The following is a 13432-nucleotide window of genomic DNA, read 5'->3' as shown; positions in this document are numbered from 1 at the left end:
AGATATTCATCAATTACTCCATCAGGCAGCCACTGAACCCGGCATGCCAATCCTGTCTTATTATTCAAACCTGCCGTTACAATAATACGCTGGTCAGCCGATGTCATTGCCCGCGTCGTCTTCCCGCCGGTGGGAGTCGACAAACCGTATCGCATCTGCGACACCGTCCCGCACCCGTTGACGTGTCATCATCAGCTCATCCGGAGACATGTAAAACGCCATATCCACCTCATACCGGATGTATTTAGGTGGGAGCCTGTTGAGAGCTACGCAAGCAATATCAGCCATAACGCCGGTCGACACATCACGCCCCGCGGCATGCAGTTGAGTGACGATTTCTTCGGCCACCATCTGCTCGTAGTAGTTACGGATACTGTCAGAAAAACTCATGAAACCTCCCGTCCGGCGTGACTATCTGATTTCAGAATAGCAGCTCCCCGGTTAAGTGCTTTACTTTAGGTCAGGTAATCAATGAGATCTGAAAATATGCGAATCGTAAGCGACATCATGACCCGCGACGTCAAAACACTCGGCACCGGATCAACTCTGCGCGATGCCGAAGAGTTGATGCGTGAACACCATGTACGACATATTCCGGTCGTCAGTGATACAGGCGCCATAAAGGGCGTACTGAGTCAGAAAGAATTCCTGCGGGAAGCGTTCCGGATTACGGATAAGTTCGGTGCCCACCATCTGCAGGACTATCTTGCGAAAACTCCTGTTCTGGACTGTCTCGACCGAGAAGTCGAGACCCTGCCAGCGGATACGCCGCTGAAAACCACGGGTGAACGATTAAGGGCTGAAAAAGAAGGATGCCTGCTGATCGCCGATGACGCAGGCAACCTGCTCGGCATTGTTACCTCACAGGATTTCGTCAGACTGGCGCTGGATCTTCTGGACTGACCAGCCCAGAAGTACAGCCGTAATTTTACTGATCGCCGGGTTTCTTCCAGCCAGCGATATTGCGCTGTTTACCGCGGGCAACCGCCAGCTCGTCAGCACCAACATCCTTAGTAATGGTCGAGCCTGCCGCTACTGTCGCGCCGTCGCCCACCGTCACTGGCGCAACCAGTGACGAGTTGGAGCCGATAAAAGCACCATCCCCGATCTCAGTCCTGAATTTATTCACACCGTCATAGTTGCAGGTGATGGTACCGGCTCCGATGTTTGCTCCCTCACCAATGACCGCGTCACCTATGTAGGTAAGATGATTCACTTTAGAGCCTTTACCGATCCGTGATTTCTTCACTTCGCAGAAATTGCCCACACGAGCACCGTCCGCCAGTTCAGCACCAGGACGCAGCCGGGCGTAAGGGCCAAGATTACAGGCCTGAGCCACAACGGCTTCCTCTATATGGCAAAAACTTTCAACCTGAACACCTTTGCCTAGTTTACTGTTACGGATCACGTTGTAAGCACCGATCTGAACATCGTCGTCAAGGATGACATCACCCTCGAATACGCAGCCAACGTCAATACTCACGTTACGCCCCACCGTCAGAGTACCGCGAACATCGATTCGTGCAGGGTCCGCCAGAGCCACCCCCTGCACCATCAGGCTGTCAGCCTGCTGACTCTGGAACTCCCGCTCAAGAGCTGCAAGTTGGCGACGGTCGTTCACGCCTTCAACTTCTGTTGCTGACGAAGGCTGTAATGCATTTACGGCCACACCATCAGCAACAGCCATAGCGATAACGTCCGTCAGGTAGTATTCACCCTGCGCATTATCCGCCGACAACGCTGGTAGCCAGCGTTTCAGATAACGCGCAGGCATGGCCATGATGCCGGTATTGACCTCGCAGATCTGTCGCTGTTCATCGCTGGCATCTTTATGCTCAACAATAGCCTGCACTTCATTCTTATCGTTGCGAACGATGCGGCCGTAGCCGGTCGGGTCGTCAAGGGTTACGGTCAACAGAGCCAGTGCATTCTCAGCAACGGCAACCATACCTGCCAGGGTTTCAGTGCGGATGAGAGGAACATCTCCGTACAATACGAGAACCAGCGCATCATCAGAAATATCTGGCAAAGCCTGCGCGACAGCGTGCCCTGTGCCCTTCTGCTCCATCTGAACCGCCCAGGTCAATGGGCGGTCAGTGAACATCTCACGGACAAACTCAGCACCGTGACCAATGACAACATGCTGGGTGGCGCCATCGAGCTGCTCAGCAGCATCCAGTACGTGACCCAGCAGTGGCTTCCCAGCCAGACGATGCAGCACCTTAGGGAGATCAGACTTCATCCGCGAGCCTTTGCCCGCTGCCAGAGTAACAACTGCCAATGTCATATTGATTGCCCACATGTTTCAGAATCAGCCGCGTATTGTAGAGAGGCCCCATCGCGTTGCAACAAAGCAACATACTTCTGTCATGGCACTGCTTAAAATCAAAATCCCTTCAGACTTCCCTAAACAGGTCAATTCCTGCAAAATAAGGGTTATGCAAAGCCATATCGGGCCCGTATGGCTTATTCAAACCCTACAATGTCACAATTATGACCAGTGTCATATTAGGGAGGAATACCGCTCTGATACCTTTATCAAAACGCTGGTCACTGGCCCGAAAATATAATTAACATAAGTTCACAGATCACAAATACGAACAGTTTCTCCCGGCCGCTGACCCCGGAGCAGCTGCTTGAAGGACACCTGGTTCTGGTCAGGTTAAGACAATGGATTGCAGATTCCGCCCATCCTGTTTGGCGAGGCGGTTATAAAAACAATAAAAAAATATCGAGGCTACAATGACTAAAAAAGCGAAACTCACCTGTCGTTTCTTTCCTATCAACGAAATAAACATCGCTAAGCTTGTCGAAATGCACAGCATTTTCACCCGTTTCTACGAGAACGCCGATCTCACAACCTTTATTAAGGATATGAGTGAAAAGAAAGGCGTCATGATCCTGAAGAACAAGACCACCGGGAAAATCGTGGGATTCAGTACTTACAATGAAGTCGAATTGATGCACCAGGGCAAGAAAGCCATTGGCGTATTCACTGGCGATACTATTGTTGAGCCTGAATTCTGGGGCAACAAAACATTGCATACTGCGTTCGCAATGAAAATGCTGAAAGCGAAGATGTTACGCCCTACCACGCCGATGTTCTGGTTACTGATTTCGAAGGGTTACAAAACCTATCTGCTGATGGCCAATAACTTTCAACGCTTCTATCCACGCCACGATCACCACGACCATGAGATGGAAGGTCTGATGCAGCAATACTGCCAGAAGCTGTACCCGACTTACTATAAAGAAGAAGAGAAGATCCTCGACTTCGGCGAGGGCTACCATGCGCTGAAAGAAGATGTCGCGGACATCACGCCTCGCATGCGTGCCAGCAACTCATCCATCCGTTTCTTTGAGGAGCGCAATCCTGAATGGCGTCGTGGCACTGAGCTGCCCTGCGTTGGTGAAACCGGCCTTTCGACGATCGGGATTTTCTTCAAGAAACTGATGCGCAGCACCTTCGGGCGGCGTCGTCCAGCCCGTAAGAACCGTCGTCAGGCGGCATAACACCGCCTACAGCTGGCCTGAAGTGTGACATAGTACGTAATATGCGCCAAAGACACACTCAGACCAGCTGGGGCAATTCAGTTGCCTAAGACTTTATGGTTAAATCGCAGGCCCGTTCTGATCTCCGCACCTGGCGAAGGAAGCACGGATAATAATAAACAATAGTGCCTTTCATCTAATTGTCAGATTCCGGTTTTTTGATACCGGCCAGTGCTGCCGGGCTCAGAGCCTGACACCGATGAAAGTCTTCACCACACAAAGAAAGATACAGGAGCCTGTCAGATGTCTGCTCTGAAGAACCTGACCACGTCGCTGCTTCATTTTGCATCATCCACGCTGACCCGTAAGGGCGCACGAAAATTCATTGACGCCAGTTATGACGTTGAGAGCGCTCAGCGTTCAATTCTTAGCGACACCCTGAACATGGTTGTGGGTGCGGAGTCCGCCGTTAAGCATAGCCTGCGTAAGGATATGACGGTCGAGGAGTTCCGTCAGCAGGTGCCCATCACAGACTACAACTACTGGCACGACATGATTGTCGAGCAGCAGAAGAGCGGTAAGCCGATGCTGACGACCTCAAGCTGTGATCGCTACCAGCCAACATCAGGCTCCACCTCGAAAATCAAATGGATTCCATACACGCGTCCATTTCTGGATCAGGCCGATGAAGCCATCAGCCCATGGATGTCTGACCTGTACGCCAACTTCCCGGGGATAAAGAAAGGCCGTCACTACTGGTCTCTGTCCTGGGTGCCAAGTGACCTGCGTAATCAGGTCAGTGAAAGTATCAACGACGACATGCAACTGCTGCCTTGGTGGAAGCGACTGTTTATGGCCGGCACCATGGCGGTACCCGAAGGCGTATCTCTGGCTGAAAGCTCAGACGAGTCATTCTTCGCGACGTCCTGTTATCTGGTTGCCTGTACTGATCTTTCCTTTATGTCGGTCTGGAGCCCAACCTTCGCCATGAGCCTGTTGCAGGTTATGCAGGAACACCGCGAGAAAATCGCCGAAGTGCTCGAAACTGGCCGATGGGTAGCTCCGTTCGATAGCCTGAAAAATATCGAACCTCCGAAGAATGAGGCTGCCGCCGCTTATATGCGAAAGTGGGACGGAGAAATCACTCCGGCCTTCACCAAAGCTATCTGGCCAAACCTGGCACTGATCAGCTCATGGGACACCTCTTCATCGAAAGGCTGGGCAGAGAAACTGCAGGCGATATTCCCGCACAGCGGCTTCCAGGGCAAAGGCCTATTCGCAACCGAAGGTGTTGTGACCTTCCCAATGGGTGACGAGTATCCACTGGCGTTCACCAGCCACTTCTATGAGTTTGAAGACCTCGATACCAATGAGATTCTGTGCAGCTGGGAACTGAAGAAAGACATGCGCGTGCGGCCAATCATCACGACCGGTAATGGCCTCCTACGTTATCAGACCAAAGATATGCTGCTCGTCACTGACTTTATTAACCAATGTCCTTGCCTGCGCTTTATCAGCCGTATTGACGGTGTTGATATGGTCGGCGAAAAATTATCGCCAGATGCAGCGGTTAAACTGATCGATCACTTCAGTGGCAACATGGGGCTGTCCCCTGTGACCCTGATCGCTATTCCACAGTCAGACCTGCGCGCTAAGCCCGTCTATGGCCTGCTGTGTTCGGGCAGTGCAGATGCTATCGCTGCAAGGGAAACTCTTGGCGCGCAACTGGAAGAGCAACTGAACCAGCACTTCCATTACAAACTTGCACGTGAGTTAGGCCAGTTAGGGCATGCCGAAATGCTGATCGTGCCTGACGCGATGGAAGTGTATACCGAACACAAAATTGCCGGTGGAATGGTCGCAGGCAACATTAAGATTGAACCGCTCGCACTCTGGCAGAACGATCAGATGCCAGGCGCCGTCAGCGACATACTGAGAAACTCAAAACCGGCGGAGGCCGATGCATGAGTCAGCGCTTTATCATTCGCCCTACCATCGAAGAGGATGCACCGGGGCTGAGTGAATTGCTGTCTGATACGCCACAGGAAGGCAGTATTCAGCTGAATTTCGAACGCGAACCCAACTACTTCCATGCCACAGACGTGGGGACAACGACCCGCGACCTCTGGGTGATGGAAGATACCGAACAGCAGCGGGTTGCTGGCGCGTTCAGTATGGGATTCCGGGATGTTTTTGAAAACGGCGAGCGTAAATCTATGCGCTACGGCAGTGACCTGCGTATCCACCGTGATTATCAGGGTGGACGCACGCTGCTGCGTTTTTTTAAAACCGTCAAAAGCCTTATTGGCAGTGATAATTACCAGACCGTCATTCTCGAAGAGAACAAAGCATCTCTCGATACCGTTGGCGGTAACCGCATTAAGGTACAGCCAACATACAATGCGTTTCGTCGTCATCGCACCAATATGATCGAACTGCATCGACGCGAGAAACATGTCATCAATCTTAATATCCGTCGTGCAACGAGCGCTGATATCCCAACGATGCAGGCATTTTTTGATGCCAATGCCCCGAAAAAACAGTTCTACCCATGCTACGACTTCTCCAGAGTAGAAACCGGAGACAGTTACTACCGCGACATTAAACTAAACGACTTCTTGCTGGCGTTTGAAGGCGATGAATTGGTGGGAATGACCGGATTCTGGGATCAGAAGGCCTTTAAACAGACGCGAATCGCGGGATATTCTAAGGCGATTCAGTACGCACGTCCGTTTTACAACGCATACACAAAGATCGCGGGAGGGTTGTCACTCCCACCTGCGGGCTCATTGACCAGCTATATTTATCTGCACTGTAATGTATTTAAAGACAATCGCAGTGATATCTTTGCAGATCTTCTCGCATACGCACGCAAGGAACTGAAAGATAGTGAGTATGATGCCTTAGTCGTTGGCTTCGATACGGAAGACCCTTTGCAAAAGGTAACCGATAAATACAAAAAAGAAGAATTATTCAGCCTTCACTTTATATGTGGCTACGGTGACGACCCAACGCCCGACCTGAACCCTGAAGGGCTGATGTATCTCGAAACTGCGCGCCTGTAGCAAAAAATATTATCTGCCTCAGTAACACCGGCTGCCCGCGCGCTCGCTATTTGCAACAGAGAGCAATATGAAACAGTTGAAATTTTTTATCATCGGCCTGGTTATTCTCGCTGCTGCCGGATACGCCGGATACACCATGTACATCAATGCGCCTAAACCTCAGACTCAGGAAGTTAAGGTCGCAATTCCTCAGGTTCCGTACAAAGAGGTGCGTATCTCCACGCAGTCGATCCCTATTTTCAGCCGCGGACGGGTCTCGGCTTCACGCGTCCATAAGATAGCCAGTCAGGTATCTGGCCTGGTGACGGATATTGCTCCGGAGCTGAAAAAAGGCGAAATCGTGAATGCTGACCAGTTGCTCGTTCAGATCGACGAACAGCCTCTTATTCTTGATATAGCCCAGAAGAAAGCGCAACTGACCCAAACAAAGTTACGGCTGGAAGAAACCGAAGCAAATGCACGCGTAGCTCGTCGTCAGGCAGGACGTAACGCATCAGACTACGCGCGCTTCGTACCTCAGCTTGCCTACGCAAACTCACAGGTGGAAGCCGCAGAGGCCGCCCTACAATACGCCTATGACCAATTAGAAAATACTAAAATCAGCTCGCCGATCGAAGGTAAAGTCGTTGATGTGTTCATTAACGAAGGTGATCTGGTACAGACCGGCTCACCGGTTGCGGTCCTGTACGGCATGGATCAGGCTGAAGTTCGTCTACCGCTGAACGACGCTGAGCTTATGATCATCGGTGTTGAAGAAAATACCAGCACTGAGACCGGACCAAGTTTTATGCCTCAGGTGACGTTGCGAGACTACGAGAGTGGCGACGAATGGAGCGGCTACATTGTGCGCACTGACGGTGAGCGCAGTGCTAACCAGCTTCTCTATATCATTGCGCAAGTCAACGGCGATGAAATGTACAGCAATACCGGTCGCTACCTGGTACCAGGCTCGTTCCTTGAAGCTGAAATCCGCGGCCAGGAAATTGAAAATATGCGTATCCTGCCGCGAGAGGTCATCCTCTCTGGTGATGCCATCTGGATGATTAACGCAGACAATACGATTCAGCGCCAGCCTGTGACCATCCGCTATCGCGGCAAGGAATTCGCTTATATTGATACTGCGCTGCCACCGGGCACCCGGGTAGTCGCTGGCAACTTTAACCGTCTTGTCGAAGGCATGACCGTCGAACCAATTCGCAAGAAGTAACCTGCCGGAGGCTGACTTATGAAACAGATCATCCGTTGGTTTGCGGAGAACACCGTTGCTGCCAATCTGTTGATGTTCTGCCTGATTGCCCTGGGCTTGATGGCCGTACCTGAAACACGCAAAGAACTTATCCCCAATGTCACCCTCGACCGCCTTAGCATTCAGACTAAACTGCCAGGTGGTAATGTTGAAACCATTGAAAACAGTGTCTGTAAGGCCATTGAAAATCGCATCTACGATATTCAGGGTACACAAAACCTGACCGCCTTTGCCTATGATGGCTTATGTAGCATGACGGTCGACATCGCCGACGGCTACGAAACCGATAAAATTTCTGACGAAATATCCCGTCGAATTAATGAAGAGGGCCTGCTCCCTGACGACGCCGAAACACCGACGTTACAGGAGCTGTCTGTTAAAAACCGCGTTGCTAAATTAATTATTTACGGCAACACCAGTTACGCCGCTCTCGCAGAAACATCGCGTGAAATACGCAATGACCTGATGGATATGCCAGACATCAGCGTGATTGAACTGCAGGATATGTCGAAGTCCGAAATCCGTATCGAAGTACCGGCTCATAATCTTGAGAAGTACGATCTGACGTTCGACGATATTTCTGGAATGATCCGTCAGCAGACGGGCTTCCTGCCCGGTGGTGTACTGGAAACTCAGGACGGCGACATTCTGATTACCAGTGATGCGTACAAAGACTCGGCTGAAGCCTATCGCAATATCGTTATCTACTCAGATTCAACCGGTGCAGAGATTCTGCTACGCGATCTCGCGATCATCACAGATACCCGCTATGTCAGCGAGACGAACGCAAGCTTTGATGGCACGCCATCCGCCTCGATCGACATTTATCGGGTTGGCGATCAGAGCATTATGGACATCGCCGATGACCTGCACTCCTATGTAGATGGCCTGCGCTTACCCGAGACCATCAAAACACACGTATGGCAGGACGAATCAAAGCACCTGCGAGAGCGCATCAGCATGCTGCTGGAGAACGCACTTGCGGGTCTCGTACTGCTCTTTATTACCTTGCTTCTCTTCCTGAATGGCCGTCTGTCATTCTGGGTGAGCATGGGTATTCCGGTATCTTTCTTCGGTGCTCTGTTTGCGATGCCAATGTACGATGTCTCCATCAATGCGGTGTCATTGTTTGGTTTTATTCTCGTTCTCGGGATCGTGGTCGATGATGCGGTCGTGGTCGCTGAGGCGATTCACAACCGCAATGAAAAAGGCATTTATGGTACCGAGGCAGCACTTGAAGGGGCTTTCGAGGTTTATAAGCCGATTCTGTTCGCGGTAATTACTACGGTCATTGCGTTTATTCCTTTGATCGGGCTGCCCGGCCCCGAAGGAAAAATGATGCAGGCGATTCCTATCGTCGTTATCGCCACGCTTATTTTCTCGGTGATTGAGTCCTTCCTGATTCTGCCGGCTCACTTGTCTCATGCGCAGAAAGTTAATATTAAAAAAGAGCCTTCCACACTCGAAAAAATTCAATCAAAGTTTGATGGCGCCCTGCAGAGCTTTATGCGCACGATTTATCTGCCGTCCTTGCGTGGTGCACTTCAGGCGAAAGGCATCATTATTCTGGTATTCTCCATCACCTTCACCCTGATGCTGGTAATGATGCTTACCGGGTGGATTAAGTCCTCTCTGTTTACACCGGTCGAAGCTGACTCGGTCGTGGCACGACTGGTTCTGCCAGAGGGCTCCCCGCGGGAAAAAACCGAAATGGCTGTTGAGCGCCTGACCAATGCAGCAGAGCTTCTGAAACACCGCTACGAAATGGAAGGTGTCGCAACCATTGACCATATCTATGCGGTCATCGGGCCTAACGAATCCAAGAGTAATATGAAGAGCAGCCAGGACCGTGATCACCTGGCCAATATTACGCTGGAGTTGGTTTCTGACAGAACCAGCCGCATCAGTGGCCGCGAGATTATTTCCAGCTGGCGTAATATTGCTGGAGATATCCCTGGCGTCAGCCAGCTGAGCTTCAGCGCCAGTCTTAACCCAGCCAGGCCCGATATTCAGATCGAGCTGTCAGCCAACGACCAGGAAGATCTGAAAGAAGCAGCCGATCAGTTAATGGTCCATCTGAAAGGGTTCGCGGGTGCATACGATGTGCGTCATACGCAGGAGAACACCAAACAGCAGGCCGATATTATTCTCCGCGACAATGCCAGCTCGCTGGGCCTGACGCAGCAAACCGTTGTTGCCCAGATCAACCAGGCCTTCCAGGGCAAGGTTGTTCAGAATGTACAGACCCGCGACGATGAAATCGAGGTTTGGCTGGGCCTGCCTGACGATGAGCGCGATTCTTCATGGCACCTCGAAAACATGCACGTGAAGTATGCTCCGGGGCAATATGTTCCTTTATCTGCGATCGCGGATATCGTGTATCAGGACGCACCGACACACATCAAGCGCAACAACCGTAAGCGCGTGGTCACGGTGACTTCCTTTATCGATACCGGCCGTAACTCAGTACAGAATGTTCAGCGTGTGGTTGAGAACGAAATACTGCCATCGCTGGTGCGTCAGTACCCAGGAATGGACTGGGCGAGAGGCGGTCAGCAGCGCGACCTGAGTAAATTTATGACGACCCTGTTCCAGTATTACATGGTCGCTGTATTGGCTATGTATCTGTTGCTGGCGGTTCTGTTCAAATCATACATGCAGCCTTTTATTATTATTTATGCCATCCCCTTCGGCATCATGGGCTCAGTCATTGGCCACCAGCTGTTCGGTATGGTCATCACATCCTGGTCATACATTGGCATGGTGGCTGTCAGTGGCGTTGTGGTGAACGATAACCTGGTATTGATGGATTACATCAATAACCGCAGGGAAAAAGGAGCCAGTACATACGATGCCGTGATTGAAGCCGGTATCGCCCGTTTCCGGCCGATTCTTCTGACCTCACTGACCACGTTTGTGGGCCTGATACCCTTGATCTCTGAAACCAGCCTGCAGGCTCAGTTCCTGATTCCAATGGCTATTTCACTGGCGTTCGGCGTACTTTTCGCAACACTCGTCAGCCTCTTGTTGGTGCCATGTACTTATGTGTTTCTGGACGACATTCAGGTCGCCTTCCGCCGCGCCTTCAGTAGTGGTGGCGAAGAGAATGTGACCGTTGAGGATGCCTATGATGAAGGCTTCAAACAAGGTAATTCCAAAGCCCGCAAGGTAAATCCATATAGCTCAGATCTTCTCGCCGCGAGTTGGGATGCAGGGTACCAGGATGGGACCGAGGCCCGCTGATCGCACTGGCAAAGGTCATCCATAAAGTGCCGCTCTGAGCTGTCAGCGCGGCATTTTTATGGATAAGAAGAAATCAGTCAGCGTCTGATAAACGGATCGAGTGATAGTCGTGGCTGAGCTTCTGTAGCCATACAACCTCAAAGGTAATACGTGCCGTCACAATATAAAAAACCAGATAAAACGCGTAGGCAGAAAAAGCCCACAACATGACGGTTTTAAAATCGGCAATCGTAGCTGCTGAGCTCATCATATACACAGCGGTCAGTTTGCAGACGTTGGCTGATACAAGCGACAGTGACCAGACAGGTAACAACCAGGCAGCCGGTTTATGATCATGATCAGGCGGAATGCTGTCGTAGCGCATCGCATCAATTAAGCGAGTAATTTTGTGCAGGCGCTTCAACAGGCTGAGAAATAATTTAAAAGATTGCTTGGTACTGCGGGTATGCTCCTCAAAGAGCGACATCATATTGCGCGATGAATAATAGACCCAATACGTGTAAAAAAGCACCAGCACCAGGGTCGTCATGACCTGAGCTTCACGAATCAGGGTGTCTGTCTGCAACTGCTCACGCATACCCACAGTGAGCGATGTCAGTGCTGTACTGTCTTGCAATGCTGACAGCTCCTGCCAGCTCCAGAAACCATGAACCAGACCTGCAACACATAGCGCCCCAGGGAAAACAGAGACAATATTGGTCAGCCAGGTAAAACGGGTTAAGTCATAAAAGGGATAGCTCTGCGACACGCGGTCTTCCTGTTTATTTTATTATTCTGATACTTAGAAAGATAAATATACCGGTCTGGTCTTATGACGAAAGACCAGGCCCGATTATTTATTCACTGAGGCAGTGTACCGCACGGTCAGCCATGTCCCGAAGAAAATAGGGATAACCGTCGCGGGAAAGAGAGATACTTCCACCCAGAGGATCAAGCTCACCCTGTTTTACAGGGAGATCTCCAACCACTTTCACCACCAGTGCAGGAGAATATTCCGGTTCGCGAAAAATGCACGCTACCTGACCTGCTCTGAGCTGCTCACGCATCAGTTGTATTGTACGCATGCCAGGTTTCTGTTCAGGGGTAATCGTGAAAGCACCGACCTGGTTTAGACCAAACTCGGTCACCCAGTGATCGTAGGCACGGTGGAACACAAAGAAACCACGCTCTTTCAGTGGGGCCAATACCCGATCACTATACGCCACCGCCTGCGCGACCTGATCAGCGAAGTCCGTTGAATCAGCGCCAAGCACCTCCGCCAACGCCTTTTGTGCGGCGACGACAGCAGGTGGCGAAAGCCAATAATGCGGATCTTTGATACTCGCTTCTGAGGCGAAAGCTGAAATATCGATCCAATGTTTGTCCGGCCAGCGGCGCGCGAACCCTGACAGATAAGGTTCTATTCGGGCACCTGACCAGAAGATGACGTCAGCCTCCTGCAGGCGATCAATATCCGAAGGTTTCAAAGAGAAATCATGCGGGGTCACGCCGGGTTGCAGCAGAACATCGAGCTGCTCCGCGTCTACAACCGATGACGCGATCAACCCCAGAGGATGAATACTGGCGAGCACCTTGGGGGAATGATCGGCCTGGGCAAACAGTGATAACATGGTGAAACTCACCATTACAAAAAATCGTCTGAACATAACTCTGGCTAAATTTATCGTCTTTCGTAAAATTGAAACATTATAACCTAAGGACTGGTCTGATGCCCGCTTCACAACAGCACGATCATAATCATTGCATATCCACCGCTATGGACACCGCGCGAACTCTGTGTGAACAGCGTGGATTGCGCATGACGCCTGTGCGACGCAGGGTGCTGGAGCTTGTGTGGCAGAACCATAAGCCTACGGGTGCCTACGACCTTCTGGCGCAGTTAAGTGAAGAAGGGTTTAACTCAGCGCCTCCTACGGTCTATCGCGCCCTGGATTTCCTACTCGAGCTGGGCGTCGTTCACCGTATCAGCAGCCTTAACGCGTTCGTCGGCTGTGATCACCCCGGCCACGAACACGACACCGGCTTCTTTATCTGCAAAGAATGCGGCAATGCGACCGAACTGCCCGCGAAAGAGATCAAGAAGCTGCACGAGACTCTGGTGAAGAAATTCAGCTTCAGCATCGAAACCAGCAACCACGAACTGACTGGCCTCTGTCAGAACTGTAAGGCAACGGCATGAGTGAAGAGCCCATTCTGAGGGCCGACAATCTGAGCCTCACCTTTGGCCAGAAGAAAGTACTGGATCAGATCAGCCTGGATATTCAGCCACGCCAGATCATTACACTGATCGGCCCCAATGGCTGTGGTAAGTCGACTCTGACAAAAGTGTTGCTCGGCCTTGTCCGCCCGGATTCCGGTAAAGTTATTCGCTCACGGCAACTACGTA

12 protein-coding genes are annotated in these 13432 nt (G+C 51.2%); 8 read left to right on the top strand and 4 right to left on the bottom strand.

Annotated elements, in window-relative coordinates; all coding sequences use genetic code 11:
* Positions 1-93: 93 nt before the first annotated feature.
* Positions 94-390, bottom strand: a complete 297-nt coding sequence (locus tag B2067_RS14555; protein ID WP_273091740.1) for a late competence development ComFB family protein — start codon at positions 388-390, stop codon at positions 94-96.
* Positions 391-486: 96 nt separating this feature from the next.
* Here B2067_RS14555 and B2067_RS14550 point away from each other — a divergent pair, with 96 nt between their 5' ends.
* Positions 487-903, top strand: coding sequence for an HPP family protein (locus tag B2067_RS14550; protein ID WP_301377955.1), 417 nt, complete (start codon positions 487-489; stop codon positions 901-903).
* A gap of 25 nt (positions 904-928) precedes the next feature.
* Here B2067_RS14550 and glmU read toward each other — a convergent pair whose 3' ends face one another.
* Positions 929-2287: a bifunctional UDP-N-acetylglucosamine diphosphorylase/glucosamine-1-phosphate N-acetyltransferase GlmU gene (gene glmU, locus B2067_RS14545; protein ID WP_301388942.1), complete on the bottom strand. Its 1359-nt coding sequence runs from the start codon at positions 2285-2287 to the stop codon at positions 929-931.
* A 455-nt stretch (positions 2288-2742) separates the two neighbouring features.
* On the opposite strand from glmU, the gene B2067_RS14540 reads away from it, so the two are divergent.
* The 5 genes from B2067_RS14540 (at position 2743) to B2067_RS14520 (ending at position 11046) form a co-directional block, all read left to right on the top strand.
* A complete protein-coding gene (locus B2067_RS14540; RefSeq protein ID WP_301388941.1) occupies positions 2743-3513 on the top strand; it encodes a hypothetical protein in 771 nt (256 codons plus the stop codon).
* 282 nt (positions 3514-3795) lie between these two features.
* The gene (locus tag B2067_RS14535; protein ID WP_301388940.1) at positions 3796-5460 is read left to right on the top strand and encodes a GH3 family domain-containing protein; all 1665 of its coding nucleotides are present in this window, start codon (positions 3796-3798) and stop codon (positions 5458-5460) included.
* On the top strand, positions 5457-6557 hold the full coding sequence (locus tag B2067_RS14530; RefSeq protein WP_068436808.1) for a hypothetical protein: 1101 nt from the start codon (positions 5457-5459) through the stop codon (positions 6555-6557). The genes B2067_RS14535 and B2067_RS14530 overlap by 4 nt, the downstream gene beginning before the upstream one ends.
* A gap of 67 nt (positions 6558-6624) precedes the next feature.
* The gene (locus tag B2067_RS14525) at positions 6625-7764 is read left to right on the top strand and encodes an efflux RND transporter periplasmic adaptor subunit (RefSeq protein WP_068436809.1); all 1140 of its coding nucleotides are present in this window, start codon (positions 6625-6627) and stop codon (positions 7762-7764) included.
* An 18-nt stretch (positions 7765-7782) separates the two neighbouring features.
* The gene (locus tag B2067_RS14520; RefSeq protein WP_301388939.1) at positions 7783-11046 is read left to right on the top strand and encodes an efflux RND transporter permease subunit; all 3264 of its coding nucleotides are present in this window, start codon (positions 7783-7785) and stop codon (positions 11044-11046) included.
* 73 nt (positions 11047-11119) lie between these two features.
* On the opposite strand, the gene B2067_RS14515 is transcribed toward B2067_RS14520, so the two are convergent.
* Positions 11120-11794 carry a hypothetical protein gene (locus tag B2067_RS14515; RefSeq protein ID WP_273092156.1) on the bottom strand — a complete coding sequence of 225 codons (675 nt, stop codon included), beginning with the start codon at positions 11792-11794 and terminating at the stop codon, positions 11120-11122.
* 88 nt (positions 11795-11882) lie between these two features.
* A complete protein-coding gene (locus B2067_RS14510) occupies positions 11883-12656 on the bottom strand; it encodes a metal ABC transporter solute-binding protein, Zn/Mn family (protein ID WP_301388938.1) in 774 nt (257 codons plus the stop codon).
* A gap of 98 nt (positions 12657-12754) precedes the next feature.
* Between B2067_RS14510 and B2067_RS14505 the strand changes: the two genes are divergently transcribed.
* Together B2067_RS14505 and B2067_RS14500 are read left to right on the top strand one after the other, a co-directional pair.
* On the top strand, positions 12755-13225 hold the full coding sequence (locus B2067_RS14505; protein WP_068436814.1) for a Fur family transcriptional regulator: 471 nt from the start codon (positions 12755-12757) through the stop codon (positions 13223-13225).
* Positions 13222-13432 (top strand): ATP-binding cassette domain-containing protein (locus tag B2067_RS14500; RefSeq protein ID WP_301388937.1); only part of this gene is annotated, 211 nt, incomplete at its 3' end. The genes B2067_RS14505 and B2067_RS14500, both read left to right, overlap by 4 nt.

The sequence above is a fragment of the Thalassolituus sp. UBA2590 genome, from assembly GCF_002339775.1.
In the GTDB taxonomy this organism is placed as follows: Bacteria; Pseudomonadota; Gammaproteobacteria; order Pseudomonadales; family Oceanobacteraceae; genus Thalassolituus.
This window is presented reverse-complemented; position numbering and strand designations above follow the sequence as displayed.